Source organism: Burkholderia seminalis DSM 23518 (genome assembly GCF_902832885.1).
Classification (GTDB): Bacteria; Pseudomonadota; Gammaproteobacteria; order Burkholderiales; family Burkholderiaceae; genus Burkholderia; species Burkholderia seminalis.
Genome location: NZ_CADFDK010000005.1, coordinates 363,518 through 378,183, shown reverse-complemented (window position 1 = coordinate 378,183; position 14,666 = coordinate 363,518). Strand labels below are relative to the sequence as shown.

Here is a 14,666-nt window from a genome sequence, read left to right as displayed (position 1 = left end):
CGGTCGGGCGCGGCAAGGTCAGGTGCCGCGCGTCGACGGGTGCCGCCCCAGACGCTCGGTTCGCCTGGCTGGTTGGGGCACGACCGAATTTTGGCCCATTTCGGCCGCCGCGGACACGGGACGTGGATTCCCTTTGACCGCTTCGCCGTATTTCCTTTATAATTCAGGGCTTTTCCGCTTTCATGCCCACGGAAAAAGAACAGGGAGAGCCTGCACCGCGCCTCGAAGCGCACACAGACAAGCAGGAAGAACACATCGGGCAAAGCATTTTTTTTGGATCGATCATGAAGACGTTTTCCGCAAAAGCCCATGAGGTGACGCGCGAATGGTACGTGATTGACGCGACGGATAAGGTTCTCGGCCGTGTTGCCAGCGAAGTGGCACGCCGTCTGCGCGGCAAGCACAAGCCTGAGTTCACCCCGCACGTCGACACTGGTGATTTCATCATCATCATCAACGCGAGCAAGTTGAAGGTCACGGGCAACAAGACGCTGGACAAGAAGTACTACCGTCACTCGGGTTACCCGGGCGGTATCTATGAAACGACGTTCGGCAAGATGCAAGAACGCTTCCCGGGCCGCGCGCTCGAGAAGGCGGTCAAGGGCATGCTGCCGAAGGGCCCGCTCGGCTACGCGATGATCAAGAAGCTGAAGGTCTACGCAGAAGCGACGCATCCGCACTCGGCTCAACAGCCGAAGGCGCTCGAGATCTAAGGGGACCCACATGATCGGTAACTGGAACTACGGTACGGGCCGCCGCAAGAGCGCAGTCGCACGTGTCTTCATCAAGGCTGGCAAGGGCGACATCATCGTCAACGGCAAGCCCATCGCTGACTACTTCTCGCGCGAAACGTCGCTGATGATCGTGCGTCAACCGCTGGAACTCACGAACCACGGCCAGACGTTCGACATCAAGGTGAACGTGAACGGCGGCGGTGAAACGGGCCAGGCAGGCGCAGTGCGCCACGGCATCACCCGTGCACTGATCGACTACGATGCGACGCTGAAGCCGTCGCTGTCGAGCGCAGGCTTCGTCACGCGCGATGCGCGTGAAGTCGAGCGTAAGAAGGTCGGTCTGCGCAAGGCACGCCGCGCAAAGCAGTTCTCGAAGCGTTAATTCCGCTTCATGGCCTCGCCGCCCCTCGGGTGGCGTCCGCCGGAAAAACCGCCAGCTTCCACGCTGGCGGTTTTTTTATGCCCGCTTTTTGCCTGTCCCGGGCCGCCGCCGCGGCCGCCCGCGCGGGCACGTTTGACGAAATCGACAAGAACCTATTGATTTCATGGACTTCAGCACGATCTTCTGATCGGCCCTACAATAGCGGCTAAAGCTTTTTGGAGAGTTCGAATGAACGCTGTTACCGAATCCGCAGCAACGACGACCGATATGCCGCTTCCGTTTGTCTTTACCGACGCGGCGGCCGACAAGGTCAAGCAACTGATCGACGAAGAGGGCAACCCCGACCTCAAGCTGCGCGTGTTCGTGCAGGGTGGCGGCTGCTCCGGCTTCCAGTATGGCTTCACGTTCGACGAGGAAGTCAACGAGGACGACACCGTGATGGACAAGAACGGCGTCCAGCTCCTGATCGATTCGATGAGCTACCAGTATCTCGTCGGCGCCGAGATCGACTACAAGGACGATCTCAACGGCGCCCAGTTCGTGATCAAGAACCCGAACGCGACCACCACCTGCGGGTGCGGTTCGTCGTTCTCGGTCTGAGCGCGCATCCGATCCGCGCCGGTTCGCCGGCATGAAAAACGGGGCTTCATGCCCCTTTTTTTTATACCCGTCTGCCGTGCTGCGTCCGCCGCACCGCAGGTCTCGCGTCAGCGCGGATAGAGCGCGCCGAGCACGCGATTGCCGGCTGCGCCGGTAACCGTCGCGAGATTGCCGGGCTGGCGCGCGGTGAAGCGGTACGCAAGCCACGCGAACGCGAGCGCCTCGACCTGCTGCGGCGGCACGCCGAGTGCCGCCGTCGTATCGACGGTGGCCGGCACGCCGGCCTCGCGCAGCGCGTGCCGGAGCGCGTCGAGCAACACCGGATTGCGTGCGCCGCCGCCGCAGACGAAGACGGCCTTGCAGCCCGACGCGTGTTTGGCCACCTCGCGTGCGACCGACACCGCGGTCAGCACGGTGAGCGTCGCCTGCACGTCCTCCGGCGCGACCTGGGCGAACGCGGTGAGCTTCGCGTCGAGCCATGCGGGATTGAACAGGTCGCGGCCGGTGCTTTTCGGTGGCGGCGCGGCGAAATACGGTTCGTCGAGCAGTGCATCGAGCAGCGGCGCGTGCACGGTGCCGCGCGCGGCGAACTTGCCGCCGTCGTCGTACGGCTTGCCCAGATGGCGGGTCGCCCATGCGTCGATCAGTGCGTTCGCGGGGCCGCAGTCGAAGCCGCGCACGTCGCCGCCGTCGCCGGGCAGGATCGTGATGTTGCTGATCCCGCCGAGATTGCAGACGACGCGCGTTTCGCCGGGCGCGCCGAACACCGTGGCATGGAAGGCCGGCGCGAGCGGCGCGCCGTGGCCGCCGGCGGCCACGTCGCGGCTGCGGAAATCGGCGATCACGTCGACCTGGGTCAGTTCGGCGAGCAGCGCCGGGTTGTTGAGCTGCCGCGTATAGCCGCGCTCGGGGCGATGACGCACCGTCTGCCCGTGCACGCCGATCGCGCGGATCTCGTCGCGCGACAGTCCGGCCGTGCGCTGCAATTCGTGGCAGCACACCGCATAGCGCGTGACGAGCGCGTTCGCCGCGAGCGATTCGCGGTCGATCTCGTCGTCGCCGGGTTGTTGCAGCGCGAATAACGCGTCGCGCAGCGATTGCGCGAAGCCGACGAACGCTTCCGCGAGCACGACCGGCGCGCGGCCGGCCTCGAAACGCACGGCGACGCCGTCGACGCCGTCCATGCTGGTTCCCGACATCAGCCCGAAGTAGATGCCGTCGGCCGGATGGGCATTTTGCGGCTGTCGTTGCGGCACGTTGGGTTCTCCTGGATCGTGCGGCGCGGGCCGGTGCCGCGCGCCTTGCGCCCGATTATCCGCGCAACCTGACGCGCCGTTAAGCGATGCGCGCGCAAGTTATGGGAAAATCCCTGTTTTTGCGACATTCTTCCCGGCACCGATGAGCACCGAACCCAGTTCCAAGCCTGTTTTCCCGATCACCGACGAAGTCCGGCATGCGCTCGCCGTCACGAAGCGCGGCGTCGACGAACTGCTGATCGAGGAAGAGTTCGCGCAGAAGCTCGCGCGCAGCGCGGCCACGAACACGCCGCTTCGCATCAAGCTCGGCCTCGACCCGACCGCGCCCGACATCCACATCGGCCACACGGTCGTGCTGAACAAGATGCGTCAGCTGCAGGACCTCGGCCACACGGTGATCTTCCTGATCGGCGATTTCACGTCGCTGATCGGCGATCCGTCGGGCCGCAATGCGACGCGCCCGCCGCTCACGCGCGAGCAGATCGAATCGAACGCGAAGACCTACTTCGAGCAGGCCGCCCTCGTGCTCGATCGTGAAAAGACCGAAATCCGCTACAACAGCGAATGGTCGATGCCGCTCGGCGCGGACGGGATGATCAAGCTCGCGTCGCGCTATACGGTCGCGCGGATTCTCGAGCGCGAAGACTTCACGAAGCGCTTCCAGGGCGGCGTGCCGATCTCGATCCACGAATTCCTGTACCCGCTGATGCAGGGCTACGACTCGGTCGCGCTGAACGCCGACCTCGAGCTCGGCGGCACCGACCAGAAGTTCAACCTGCTGGTCGGCCGCGAGCTGCAGAAGCAGTACGGCCAGGAACAGCAGTGCATCCTGACGATGCCGCTGCTCGAGGGTCTCGACGGCGTCGAGAAGATGTCGAAGTCGAAGGGCAACTACGTCGGCATCAGCGAGAAGCCGACCGACATGTTCGGCAAGCTGATGAGCATCTCGGACACGCTGATGTGGCGTTACTTCGAGCTGCTGTCGTTCCGCAGCCTCGACGAGATCGCCGGCTTCAAGCGCGAGGCCGAAGGCGGCCGCAACCCGCGTGACTTCAAGGTGCTGCTCGCGCAGGAAATCGTCGCGCGATTCCACTCGCAGTCCGATGCCGAGCGCGCGCTGGAGGACTTCAACCATCGCGCGAAGGGCGGTGTGCCGGACGACATTCCGGCGGTCACGCTCGCCGGCGCGCCGCTGGCGATCGGCCAGTTGCTGAAGCAGGCCGGCCTCGTGCCGTCGACGAGCGAAGCGCTGCGCAACATCGAGCAGGGCGGCGTGAAGATCCACGGCGCGACGGTGTCGGACAAGGGCCTGAAGGTCGAAGCCGGCGAGTTCGTCGTGCAGGTCGGCAAGCGCCGCTTCGCGCGCGTCACGCTGACCGCATGATCGCGCTGATCCAGCGCGTGAAGCGCGCCGACGTCCGCGTCGGCGACCGGACGACCGGCGAGATCGGCGCGGGCCTGCTCGCGCTGGTCTGCGCGGAACGCGGCGACACCGACGCGGCAGCCGACAAGCTGCTCGCGAAGATGCTCGGCTACCGCGTGTTCAGCGACGCAGCCGGCAAGATGAACCTGCCGGTGTCGAACATCGACGGCGCGGGCCGCGCGGGCGGGCTGCTGCTCGTGTCGCAGTTCACGCTGGCGGCCGACACCAACAGCGGGCTGCGTCCGAGCTTCACGCCGGCCGCGCCGCCCGACGAAGGCGCGCGGCTGTTCGACTATTTCGTCGCGGCCGCGCGGGCGCGCCATCCGGTCGTCGAAACGGGCGAGTTCGGCGCCGACATGCAGGTGTCGCTCGTCAACGACGGCCCCGTGACGTTCTGGCTGCAAGTGCGGCCCTGATTCTTTCCCGGAGACGCGCGGCGATGGCCAGCACGCAGATTCTTTTCATCCGCCATGGCGAGACGGCCTGGAACCGCATCAAGCGCATCCAGGGTCATATCGACATTCCGCTGGCCGACACCGGCCTCGCACAGGCGAAGCGGCTGGCGGCCCGGCTCGAACGAGAGGCGCGCGACGGCGCGCGGATCGACGCGATCTATTCGAGCGACCTGATGCGCGCGCAACAGACCGCGCAACCTTTTGCCGAGGCGCTCGGTCTGCCGCTGCAGTTGCGCGAAGGGCTGCGCGAACGCTCGTACGGCGCGTTCCAGGGGTACGACAGCACCGAGATCGAGGCGCTGTTCCCGGACGCTTACGCGGCCTGGCAGACGCGCGATCCGGGCTTCGCGCCGGAAGGCGGCGAGTCGCAGCGCGCGTTCTATCACCGCGTGCTGCATGCGCTCGAACCGATCGTCGCCGCGCATCCGGGCGGCCGGATCGCGTGCGTCGCGCACGGCGGCGTGCTCGACTGCGTGTACCGCTTCGCGAACGCGATCGAGCTGTCGGCGCCGCGCACTTACCAGTTGCTCAATACGAGCGTCAACGTCGTCGATTACGTGGATGGCCGCGCGCAGGTCGTGAAGTGGGCCGACGTGTCGCATCTGGAGGCGGCGAGCGACGACGACGGGTACCGCAAGGTGCGCTGAGTCCACGGGCCCCGTGCGGCGTTGCCGGTCGGGGCTTTCGTCGCCGCGTGCCGCTTACCGCGGCAACGCGTGGCGGGTCTTGTAGTCGAGCGCGTACGCGATCTTGCCGGGCTTGTCGGCCGTGATCGGCTGGCGCAGCTTGTCGAACTCTCCCTTGCTGTATTTCTTCCCGCCGTTGATCGCATCGGCGCGCCCGAGATCGGCGCCCGTCTTGCCGTCGATCACCGGGTCCGTTGCCGCGACCATCCGCGTCGACGCATTCCAGACCGCATTCAGGTAGCCCGTGTCGGCCTTCGCCGGATCGGGATCGGTCGTGCCGCCGCGCGCGAGGTCGTAGCTCGCCAGCGCGAACGTGCCGGGCTGCGCGCGCAGCCAGTCGGCCCAGTAGAACTCGAGGTAGTCGGTCGCTTGCGCGGGCTTGCCGTAGCCGATGTCGCGCGTGAAATAGACGAGCGACCGGTAGCGATCGTTCGTCATCCCCAGCGACAGGCCGAGTCCGGTCGGCAGTTGCGCGGCCGTGATCGCCTTGCCTTCGCCATTCTTCAGGCGCAGATAACCGCGGCTTTGCATCTGCTGCCAGAACGCGTCGCCCGAGTAGTCGCCGAGGTTGTCCTTGACGACGACGTGCACGTGCAGCGCCGGGCCGCCGTCGGGCGTCTCGTAGTAGGTCGACAGGCCGTGATGGCCGTCGGTCAGGTACAGCGCATCGCCGTTCGGGCCGATCACGACGGGGTTCAGCACCGAGCGGTCGCGGGCGTTCGCGTCGGCCGTCGTGCATGTATAGCTCGCCGGTTCGCGCAGCGACGACCTGGCCGTGTAGCCGCCCGATGCGAGACCGCCGAGCCCTTCGTCCGCGCAGAAGTCGTCGAACTTCTTGTCGGGCTGCAGCTCGTAGCGGCCGAGCTTGTAATAGATCTGGTCGTAGCCGATCGCACCCTGTGTCGGATGGAGGTCGCCGAGCGTCACGTCGATCAGGTCGCCCGCGCGCGCGGCTTTCCACTTGCCCGGTTGCGGCGTGACGGTGGCCGGCGGCGGGGGGGGGCCGGCGGGGTCGTGGTGCCGCCGGACGGCGTTTGCGCATCGGTACGCGCCACGGCGGCGATTTCGTCGCCTCCGCATGCGGTGAGGGCGAAGACGGCGGACAGGCTGGCGGCGAGGGCGAAACGGATCGGCAGGCGGAGCATCGCGGGCATCGGGTATCGGTTGGGTGAACGGGACCTCGCGCGGATCACGGGCAGGCGGGACGGGCGGGGCGTACGACCGTGGGCGGGTGCAAGCCCGTCAGCTTGTCACAGGAATTTGACAGCCAATTGAAATGATCGGAAGAGCCGGATCGTCAGGCGGACGGGGTGCTGTCGGGCGGGGGCGCGGTCGCGCGACGGCGTGCGCGTTTCGACGCGCCGTTGACGAGCGCCCAGCGCAGCACGGGGGCGACGGCCCGTACGCCGGGCCGGACTACCGCGCGCCGCAGCGGCGCGAACGTCGACACGCCGAGCATGCGCTGCGCCCACGGCGGCAACAGGTCTATTCCGGCATGCATCATCAGCGACGCGGCCGGTCGCAGCGCGGGCGTCGCGACCGGCGCATTCAGCAGGATCTCCATCACGTCGAAGGTGTGCGGCCCGGCCTCGAGTTCCGGCTGCATGCGCGCGAGATAGGCAGCGACCTCGGCGCGCGAACGCGGTACCCCTTGGGCGCCGAGCAGTTCGGCGACCAACGCCGTTTCGGCGTAGTAGCGGTCCTGCAGCTCGCCCGACAGCGACGGATTCACGTAGCGCAGATGCGCGGCCAGGAAGCTCGACACTTCCGCGACGTGTACCCAGGCGAGCAAGGCCGGATCGTCGGCGCGGTATGGCCGCCCGTCGGGCGCGGTGCCCGAGATGCGCGCGTGGATCGATTTCACGCGCTCGATCAGCGCGATGGCGTCGGCGCGGCTGCCGAACGTCGTGCCCGTGATGAACGTGGCGGTGCGCCGCAAGCGGCCGAGGATGTCGGTGCGAAACGACGAGTGATCCCAGACGCCCGCGAGCGCGAGCGGATGGAGCGCCTGCAGCAGCAGCGCGGCGATGCCGCCCGTCATCATCGACGTGAAATCCGCATGCACGCGCCAGCAGACGGCATCGGGGCCGAACAGCCCCGGGTCGCCGGGCGGCGAAGAGAGATCGAGCGACGGCCCGCCGCCGCCCGCCGTCAGGTGCGTGATGCCGGCCACCAGCCGCCTGCGGATCGGCTCGGCCCAGCGCGGGCCCGGTGCGGGTGCGGCGGGGTGGCGGCTGGGCGGCGTCGTCATGGCGGGGGGGCTCGGGTGACGGATTACTTTCCGTCGGGGGTATCCCACTCGTCGCGTTCGGGGCGGCGGGCGTCGGGCACCGACAGTCCGAAGTGGCGATAGGTGAGCAGCGTGGCGACGCGCCCGCGCGGCGTGCGCTGCAGGAAGCCCTGCTGGATCAGGTACGGTTCGAGCACGTCCTCGATCGTGTCGCGCTCCTCGCCGATTGCGGCCGCGAGGTTGTCGATGCCGACCGGGCCGCCGTCGAACTTGTACAGGATCGCTTCGAGCAGCTTGCGGTCCATCAGGTCGAAGCCGACCGGATCGACGTCGAGCATCGCGAGCGCGGCATCGGCCACGGCCGCGGTGATCTGGCCGTCGGCCTTCACTTCGGCGAAGTCGCGCACGCGGCGCAGCAGCCGGTTCGCGATCCGCGGCGTGCCGCGCGAGCGCTTCGCGATTTCCAGCGCGCCGTTCGGATCGATCTGCGCATTCAGCAGCGACGCCGAGCGCCGCACGATGCGCGACAGTTGATCGGCATCGTAGAACTCGAGCCGGGCGACGATCCCGAAACGGTCGCGCAGCGGGTTGGTCAGCATCCCCGCGCGGGTGGTCGCGCCGACCAGCGTGAACGGCTGCAGGTCGAGCTTCACGCTGCGCGCGGCCGGGCCTTCGCCGATCATGATGTCGATCTGGTAATCCTCGAGCGCCGGATACAGGATTTCCTCGACGACCGGCGACAGCCGGTGGATCTCGTCGATGAACAGCACGTCGTTGGCTTCGAGGTTGGTCAGCAGCGCGGCGAGATCGCCCGCGCGCTCGAGCACGGGGCCGGACGTCTGGCGCAGGTTCACGCCCATTTCGCGCGCGATGATGTGCGCGAGCGTCGTCTTGCCGAGGCCCGGCGGCCCGAACAGCAGCACGTGGTCGAGCGGCTCGGAGCGGCGCTTGGCGGCTTCGATGAAGATCTCGAGCTGGCCGCGCACCTTTTCCTGGCCGACGTAGTCGTCGAGCTGGCGCGGCCGCAGCGCACGTTCGAACACCTCCTCGTGCGACGAGGCGGGCGTGGCGGCGATGATCCGCTGCTCGGTGGCGAGTTTGTCGGTTTCGATCATGCGGCCATTGTACCGCGCGACGCGGTCCGGCCCACCTGGCCGAACGGCCGACTGGCGCGCGGCGCGGCGCCGCGCGACACTGGTTTCGACGGCCGGATCGACCGCGCGTTACGCCTTCGACAGCGCCTTCAGCGCGAGCTTGATGCCTTCCGACACACCGGTGCCGGCCGGCACGTTCTTGATCGCGGCCAGGCCTTCCTTCTCGGAGTAGCCGAGCGCGAGCAGCGCGTTGAGGATGTCGGTCGCGTGATCGGACGGCGACGCGGCGCCGGCAAGCGCACCGAGGTCGGCGCCGAGCTTGCCCTTCAGCTCGAGCAGCAGGCGTTCGGCCGTCTTCTTGCCGATGCCGGGCAGGCGGGTGAGGCGCGCGGCGTCCTGCATCGTCACGGCCTGCGCGAGCTCCTGCACGCTCATGCCGGACAGCACGGCGAGCGCCATGCGTGCGCCGATGCCGGTGATCTTCAGCAGCTCGCGGAAGGTCGTGCGCTCCTGCGGCGTCAGGAAGCCGTACAACAGATGCGCGTCCTCGCGGACGATCTGCTGCGTGAGCAGCACGATGCGCTCGCCCGTCTGCGGCAGGTTGTAGAAGGTGCTCATCGGCACGTCGATTTCGTAGCCGACGCCGTTGCAGTCGACGAGCAGATGAGGCGGGTTCTTTTCGAGCAGGATGCCGGCGATGCGACCGATCATGGAGGGCGGGACGAGAGGAATAAAGCGCGAGTGTAGCGCACGCGCGGCGCAATGCCGATGGGCCCGGCCGTCAGGCCGAGGCGATACGTGTCGTGGGTGCGCCGCGCGCGTTCGGGACGGTCTCGGCACCGAACCGGCATGCCGGGTGACCGCGCGCGCTGGGGTCAGCCGACCAGTCGCCCGCGCCGCACGCGCAGCCCTTTCTGTGCGAGCGCCGGCGCGAGGCCGCCAAGCGTGCTGAGCGTGTTGCCGCCGTGCGCATGGCAGATCGCCATGCCGAGCGCGTCGGCCGCGTCCGAGCCCGGCTGGCCGGAGAGATTGAGCAGGCGCGTGACCATCTCCTGCATCTGCGTCTTGGTCGCGCGGCCGTAGCCGACCACCGCCTGCTTCAGCTGCAGCGCCGTGTATTCGGCGACCGGCAGGCCGCCCGCGACGAGGCCGCAGATCGCGGCGCCGCGCGCCTGGCCGAGCAGCAGCGTCGACTGCGGGTTCACGTTGACGAACACCTTTTCGATCGCGGCCTGGTCGGGCGCATGTTCGCGCACGATCGTCGAGACGCCCTGGAAGATCGTGCCGAGCCGGGTGGCCAGGTCGGCCGTCGGCGTGCGGATCACGCCGCTCGTGACATAGGCGAGCCGGTGGCCGCTGACGTCGATGACGCCGAAGCCGGTGACGCGCAGGCCGGGGTCGATGCCGAGAATTCGCATGAGTGAGGAGAGTTGCCTGATGCAGCGATACTACAACGAATGGTGCGACGCGCCGGCCGCCCGGTTGCGGGCGAAGGCGCCGCGCAATAAAAAACCCGGCGGGTGCGACGCCGCCGGGTTTTCGTGTTCGGCCCGCGCGGGCCGCATGCGATCAGTGACGGAAGTGGCGCACGCCCGTCAGGACCATCGCGATGCCGTGCTCGTCGGCCGCCGCGATCACTTCGTCGTCGCGCATCGAGCCGCCCGGCTGGATCACGCAGGTCGCGCCTGCGGCCACCACGACGTCGAGGCCGTCGCGGAACGGGAAGAACGCATCCGACGCGACCGCCGAGCCGGCCAGCGTGAGGCCCGCGTTCTGCGCCTTGATGCTTGCGATGCGTGCCGAATCGACGCGGCTCATCTGGCCGGCGCCGACGCCGAGCGTCATGCCGTTGCCGCAGAACACGATCGCGTTCGACTTCACGTACTTCGCGACGCGCCACGCGAACAGCAGGTCGTCCATTTCCTTCGCGGTCGGCTGGCGCTTCGTGACGACGCGCAGCTCGCTCGGCTGCACGTTCCGCGAATCGAGCGACTGCACGAGCAGGCCGCCGCCCACGCGCTTCAGGTCGAAGGCGTTATGGCCGTCGCCGAGCGCGATCTCGAGCAGGCGCACGTTCTGCTTCGCGGCGAACACCTGCTTCGCGGCGTCGGAGAACGACGGGGCGATCAGCACTTCGACGAACTGCTTCGCGACTGCCTGCGCGGCTGCTTCGTCGACTTCGCGGTTGAACGCGATGATGCCGCCGAATGCGGAAGTCGGATCCGTCTGGAACGCCTTCGCGTATGCGTCGGCCGAGTCGTTGCCGACCGCGACGCCGCACGGGTTCGCATGCTTGATGATCACGCAGGCCGGCGCGTCGAACGTCTTCACGCATTCCCACGCCGCGTCCGAATCCGCGATGTTGTTGTACGACAGTTCCTTGCCCTGCAGCTGGCGGTAGTTCGCCAGTGCGCCGGCCGGCGTCGCGAGGTCGCGGTAGAACGCCGCGCTCTGGTGCGGGTTCTCGCCGTAGCGCAGGTCCTGCACCTTGTCGAACGCCATGTTCAGCGTGGCCGGGTACGTGCTGCGCGACGCGTGCTGCAGCTCGTCGGTCAGGCTCGTCAGGTAGTTCGTGATCGCGCCGTCGTATTGCGCGGTGTGCGCGAACACCTTCGTCGCGAGGCGGAAGTTGGTCGGGTAGCCGACCGTATTGCCGTTCGCCTTCATTTCATCGAGCACGACCGCGTAGTCGGCCGGATCGACGACGACCGTCACGTCGCGGTGGTTCTTCGCGGCCGAGCGCAGCATCGTCGGGCCGCCGATGTCGATGTTCTCGATCGCGTCGGCGAGCGTGCAGTCGTCCTTCGCGATCGTCGCGACGAACGGGTACAGGTTCACGACGAGCAGGTCGATCGTCGGGATGCCGTGCTGCTCCAGCGCCTGCATGTGCTCGGGCAGGTCGCGGCGCGCGAGGATGCCGCCGTGCACCTTCGGGTGAAGCGTCTTCACGCGCCCATCGAGCATTTCCGGGAAGCCCGTGTAGTCGGCTACTTCGGTAACGGGCAGGCCGGCGTCGGCGAGGAGTTTCGCGGTACCGCCCGTCGACAGCAGCTTGACGCCGAGGTCGGACAGCGACTTCGCGAAGTCGACGATGCCGGTCTTGTCGGAAACGGAAATGAGCGCTTGCTTGATCATGATGGAACCACCAATAGCCAGGGAAACGGGGACGGGACGGCCGGCTACAGCAGGCCGTGCTGCTGCAGCTTCTTGCGCAGCGTGTTGCGGTTGATGCCGAGGTACTCCGCGGCGAGCGACTGGTTGCCGCCCGCCTGTACGAGCACGACCTCGAGCATCGGCTTTTCGACGCAGGACATCACCATTTCATAGACGTCGTGCGGATTGGAGCCGTCTAGATCCCGGAAATACACGTCCAGGCTCTCGCGGACACATTGTTCGATGTTGTGCTTGCTCATGCTGCTAACTGGTTATGGTCGTCCGACTCGCCCTGGCCGTTTTCCTCTTCGTCATCGACGTAGACGAGGTGGTCCGACAGCGCCTTTTGCGCCTCGAAGAAGGCATTGACGGCGGCGAGCTGCTCGCGGGTGGAATCGAGCGTGTTCATCCTGTGCCGGAACCCGTTGGCGCCGGAAAGGCCGCGAGTGTACCAGCCGATGTGCTTGCGCGCAGTACGGACGCCCGTGAATTCACCATAGAAAGCGTAGTGGTCTTCCAGGTGTTCGTTCATCACGTGCTGGATCTCGTCGATCCGCGGCGGGGGCAGCAGCTCGCTGGTTTGCAGGAAATGATCGATTTCGCGGAACAGCCACGGCCGGCCTTGCGCGGCACGACCGATCATCAGCGCGTCGGCGCCCGTTGCATCGAGCACGGCCTTCGCCTTCGCGGGCGACGTGATGTCGCCGTTTGCGACGACCGGAATCCGAACGGCCGCCTTCACGGCCGCGATGGTGTCGTATTCGGCGTCGCCGCGGTACAGGTCGGCGCGCGTGCGGCCGTGCACGGTGAGCATCGAGATGCCGGCCGCTTCGGCGAGGCGCGCGACCGTGATCGCGTTCTTGTGCTCGCGGTCCCAGCCGGTGCGGATCTTCAGCGTGACGGGCACCGCATCGGGCCCCGTGCCGACCGCCGCGACGACGGCCTCGACGATCCGCTGCACGAGCGGCTCGTTCTGCAGCAGCGCGGAGCCGGCCGCGACGTTGCAGACCTTTTTCGCCGGGCAGCCCATGTTGATGTCGATGATCTGCGCGCCGTTGTCGACGTTGTAGCGGGCCGCTTCGGCCATCATCGCCGGATCGGCGCCGGCGATCTGCACCGCGATCGGTTCGACCTCGCCTTCGTGGTTCGCGCGCCGCATCGTCTTCGCGCTTTTCCACAGCTGCGCGTTGGACGCGACCATCTCGGACACGGCGTAACCGGCCCCCAGCCGCTTGCACAGCTGGCGGAACGGACGATCCGTCACGCCGGCCATCGGGGCGACGAACAGGTTGTTACGCAATACGTGAGGGCCGATAACGGGCATCGCAATGGCACCGCCCGCGACTGGCGCGGGCAGGGGAAGGGAAGACGGAAAACGGGCATTTTACCGTATTCCCATGCCCTGCCGATTTGACCCGGTTTGCCTGGCGTGGCCGCGCGCAATCGCGCGGTGCTGGGCGCGTCAGTTGCGCTGGCCGAACATCATCTGGCGCGCGATCGCCTTCTTGAGCGGCGGCACGAATTCGAGCGCGGTGAGGGCCGCGCCGCGCAGCAGCGGAAGCGGGCCCGAATCGATCGTAAACAGCCGCGCCAGCGTGTCGGTCGCGCCGATCGTGAAGCGCCGGTCGAGCGCGCGGCGCGCGTTGAAGGCCGCGAGCGCGGTTGCTTCGAAGCCTTGCGCGGACAGCACGTCGACGAGCGTATGCGCATCGCGCAGCCCGAGGTTGAGCCCCTGGCCCGCGACGGGGTGCAGGGTTTGCGCGGCGTTGCCGACGAACGCGACGCGGCCGCTGACCAGGGTCTGCGCGGCGTTCAGCCCGAGCGGGAACGACGCGCGTCCGGCGATCGCGACGAAGTCGCCCATGCGTTCGCCGAACGCGCTGCCGAGCTCGCGCAGGAACGCGTCGTCGGGCAGCGCGGCACGTCGTGCCGCTTCGTCGGGCGTGCAGCACCAGACGAGCGAGTAGTCGGCCTGGCGTGGGCCGCCGAGCGGCAGCAGCGCGAGCGGACCTTCGTGCGTGAAGCGTTCCCACGCGACGTTCGGGCGCGGCGCCGATACCGTGACCGTGCCGACGAGCGCCGTCTGTCCGTAGTCGCGGCGGTGCTTGGCCGTATCGGCCTGCTGTTCGTGGAACAGCCCGCCTTCGGCATTGATCACGATGCGCGCGCGCAGCGTGCGCTCGCCCTGCGGGCCGTCGAGCGTCAGCGTGACGCCGTCGGCGTCCTGTTGCGGCGCGCGTGCGGTGGTCGACGTGAGCCAGTCGACCCTCGTGCCGCGCACGGCGCCGGCGAGCGCCTGCACGATCGAGCCGTAGCGCACGACATAGCCGAGCGCGGCGACATCGTGTTCGTCGCGGTCGATCAGCGTGCGGCCGAAATGGCCGCGCTGCGACACGTGGATATGTTCGATCGGTGTCGCATCGGCGGGCCACGCGAGCGTGTCGAGCAGCACGCGGCTGCCGTGCGACACGGCGAGCGCGCGCGGGTCGTTCGCGGTCGCGGCCGGTTCGCGCGCATCGATCAGCGCGATCGATGCGCGCTGCGTCGCGCTGCGGCGCGCGAGCCAGCCGGCGAGCGCGAGCCCGACGGGGCCCGCGCCGACGATGGCGAGGTCGTAGTCCGGCGTGGCCGGGGGGGAAGCGGTCGTCATCTT

15 protein-coding genes and 1 pseudogene are annotated in these 14,666 nt (G+C 67.8%); 6 read left to right on the top strand and 10 right to left on the bottom strand.

Annotated features, from left to right (window positions below):
* Positions 1 to 284 precede the first annotated feature (284 nt).
* From rplM to erpA, 3 genes are all read left to right on the top strand, one after another.
* Positions 285 to 713 carry a 50S ribosomal protein L13 gene (gene rplM / locus HWX00_RS18720; RefSeq protein ID WP_009687896.1) on the top strand — a complete coding sequence of 143 codons (429 nt, stop codon included), beginning with the start codon at positions 285 to 287 and terminating at the stop codon, positions 711 to 713.
* Between the two features lie 10 nt (positions 714 to 723).
* Positions 724 to 1,116: a 30S ribosomal protein S9 gene (rpsI, locus tag HWX00_RS18715; RefSeq protein WP_006476904.1), complete on the top strand. Its 393-nt coding sequence runs from the start codon at positions 724 to 726 to the stop codon at positions 1,114 to 1,116.
* Between the two features lie 228 nt (positions 1,117 to 1,344).
* On the top strand, positions 1,345 to 1,716 hold the full coding sequence (gene erpA / locus HWX00_RS18710; RefSeq protein WP_034187117.1) for an iron-sulfur cluster insertion protein ErpA: 372 nt from the start codon (positions 1,345 to 1,347) through the stop codon (positions 1,714 to 1,716).
* Positions 1,717 to 1,823: 107 nt separating this feature from the next.
* On the opposite strand, the gene HWX00_RS18705 is transcribed toward erpA, so the two are convergent.
* Positions 1,824 to 2,972 (bottom strand): anhydro-N-acetylmuramic acid kinase, encoded by a 1,149-nt coding sequence (locus tag HWX00_RS18705; protein WP_175028622.1) that lies wholly within the window; start codon positions 2,970 to 2,972, stop codon positions 1,824 to 1,826.
* Between the two features lie 142 nt (positions 2,973 to 3,114).
* Between HWX00_RS18705 and tyrS the strand changes: the two genes are divergently transcribed.
* Genes tyrS through HWX00_RS18690 form a run of 3 tightly spaced genes read left to right on the top strand, consistent with a single transcriptional unit; the run spans position 3,115 to position 5,497 of the window.
* Positions 3,115 to 4,356, top strand: coding sequence for a tyrosine--tRNA ligase (tyrS, locus tag HWX00_RS18700; protein WP_175028621.1), 1,242 nt, complete (start codon positions 3,115 to 3,117; stop codon positions 4,354 to 4,356).
* On the top strand, positions 4,353 to 4,811 hold the full coding sequence (gene dtd, locus HWX00_RS18695; protein ID WP_034182741.1) for a D-aminoacyl-tRNA deacylase: 459 nt from the start codon (positions 4,353 to 4,355) through the stop codon (positions 4,809 to 4,811). Before tyrS ends, dtd begins: the two co-directional genes overlap by 4 nt.
* Positions 4,812 to 4,834: 23 nt before the next feature.
* Entirely contained in the window at positions 4,835 to 5,497 is a 663-nt protein-coding gene (locus HWX00_RS18690; protein ID WP_175028620.1) for a histidine phosphatase family protein, read from the top strand.
* Positions 5,498 to 5,551: 54 nt separating this feature from the next.
* On the opposite strand, the pseudogene HWX00_RS18685 reads toward HWX00_RS18690, so the two are convergent.
* From HWX00_RS18685 to HWX00_RS18645, 9 genes and pseudogenes are all read right to left on the bottom strand, one after another.
* Positions 5,552 to 6,681, bottom strand: a pseudogene (locus HWX00_RS18685) (ParB/Srx family N-terminal domain-containing protein).
* 152 nt (positions 6,682 to 6,833) lie between these two features.
* Positions 6,834 to 7,787, bottom strand: coding sequence for an oxygenase MpaB family protein (locus HWX00_RS18680; protein WP_175028619.1), 954 nt, complete (start codon positions 7,785 to 7,787; stop codon positions 6,834 to 6,836).
* 23 nt (positions 7,788 to 7,810) lie between these two features.
* Positions 7,811 to 8,881, bottom strand: coding sequence for a Holliday junction branch migration DNA helicase RuvB (gene ruvB, locus HWX00_RS18675; RefSeq protein ID WP_006483430.1), 1,071 nt, complete (start codon positions 8,879 to 8,881; stop codon positions 7,811 to 7,813).
* 108 nt (positions 8,882 to 8,989) lie between these two features.
* Positions 8,990 to 9,571, bottom strand: a complete 582-nt coding sequence (gene ruvA / locus HWX00_RS18670) for a Holliday junction branch migration protein RuvA (RefSeq protein WP_031402135.1) — start codon at positions 9,569 to 9,571, stop codon at positions 8,990 to 8,992.
* A gap of 164 nt (positions 9,572 to 9,735) precedes the next feature.
* Positions 9,736 to 10,278 (bottom strand): crossover junction endodeoxyribonuclease RuvC, encoded by a 543-nt coding sequence (ruvC, locus tag HWX00_RS18665; RefSeq protein ID WP_006476894.1) that lies wholly within the window; start codon positions 10,276 to 10,278, stop codon positions 9,736 to 9,738.
* Between the two features lie 151 nt (positions 10,279 to 10,429).
* The gene (gene purH / locus HWX00_RS18660) at positions 10,430 to 11,995 is read right to left on the bottom strand and encodes a bifunctional phosphoribosylaminoimidazolecarboxamide formyltransferase/IMP cyclohydrolase (RefSeq protein ID WP_034187122.1); all 1,566 of its coding nucleotides are present in this window, start codon (positions 11,993 to 11,995) and stop codon (positions 10,430 to 10,432) included.
* Positions 11,996 to 12,039: 44 nt separating this feature from the next.
* Positions 12,040 to 12,273 carry a Fis family transcriptional regulator gene (locus HWX00_RS18655; protein ID WP_006476892.1) on the bottom strand — a complete coding sequence of 78 codons (234 nt, stop codon included), beginning with the start codon at positions 12,271 to 12,273 and terminating at the stop codon, positions 12,040 to 12,042.
* Positions 12,270 to 13,337 carry a tRNA dihydrouridine synthase DusB gene (gene dusB / locus HWX00_RS18650; RefSeq protein ID WP_175028618.1) on the bottom strand — a complete coding sequence of 356 codons (1,068 nt, stop codon included), beginning with the start codon at positions 13,335 to 13,337 and terminating at the stop codon, positions 12,270 to 12,272. Before dusB ends, HWX00_RS18655 begins: the two co-directional genes overlap by 4 nt.
* A gap of 138 nt (positions 13,338 to 13,475) precedes the next feature.
* Positions 13,476 to 14,663 (bottom strand): UbiH/UbiF/VisC/COQ6 family ubiquinone biosynthesis hydroxylase, encoded by a 1,188-nt coding sequence (locus tag HWX00_RS18645; RefSeq protein WP_175028617.1) that lies wholly within the window; start codon positions 14,661 to 14,663, stop codon positions 13,476 to 13,478.
* Between the last annotated feature and the right edge of the window lie 3 nt (positions 14,664 to 14,666).

Excerpts from the sequence above, each read along its gene's own strand:
- HWX00_RS18655 (WP_006476892.1), bottom strand. The coding sequence starts at position 12,273 with ATGAGCAAGCACAACATCGAACAATGTGTCCGCGAGAGCCTGGACGTG.
- HWX00_RS18680 (WP_175028619.1), bottom strand. The coding sequence starts at position 7,787 with ATGACGACGCCGCCCAGCCGCCACCCCGCCGCACCCGCACCGGGCCCG.
- ruvB (WP_006483430.1), bottom strand. The coding sequence starts at position 8,881 with ATGATCGAAACCGACAAACTCGCCACCGAGCAGCGGATCATCGCCGCC.
- dusB (WP_175028618.1), bottom strand. The coding sequence starts at position 13,337 with ATGCCCGTTATCGGCCCTCACGTATTGCGTAACAACCTGTTCGTCGCC.
- rplM (WP_009687896.1), top strand. The coding sequence starts at position 285 with ATGAAGACGTTTTCCGCAAAAGCCCATGAGGTGACGCGCGAATGGTAC.
- ruvA (WP_031402135.1), bottom strand. The coding sequence starts at position 9,571 with ATGATCGGTCGCATCGCCGGCATCCTGCTCGAAAAGAACCCGCCTCAT.
- dtd (WP_034182741.1), top strand. The coding sequence starts at position 4,353 with ATGATCGCGCTGATCCAGCGCGTGAAGCGCGCCGACGTCCGCGTCGGC.
- ruvC (WP_006476894.1), bottom strand. The coding sequence starts at position 10,278 with ATGCGAATTCTCGGCATCGACCCCGGCCTGCGCGTCACCGGCTTCGGC.
- tyrS (WP_175028621.1), top strand. The coding sequence starts at position 3,115 with ATGAGCACCGAACCCAGTTCCAAGCCTGTTTTCCCGATCACCGACGAA.
- rpsI (WP_006476904.1), top strand. The coding sequence starts at position 724 with ATGATCGGTAACTGGAACTACGGTACGGGCCGCCGCAAGAGCGCAGTC.
- HWX00_RS18690 (WP_175028620.1), top strand. The coding sequence starts at position 4,835 with ATGGCCAGCACGCAGATTCTTTTCATCCGCCATGGCGAGACGGCCTGG.
- erpA (WP_034187117.1), top strand. The coding sequence starts at position 1,345 with ATGAACGCTGTTACCGAATCCGCAGCAACGACGACCGATATGCCGCTT.
- purH (WP_034187122.1), bottom strand. The coding sequence starts at position 11,995 with ATGATCAAGCAAGCGCTCATTTCCGTTTCCGACAAGACCGGCATCGTC.
- HWX00_RS18645 (WP_175028617.1), bottom strand. The coding sequence starts at position 14,663 with ATGACGACCGCTTCCCCCCCGGCCACGCCGGACTACGACCTCGCCATC.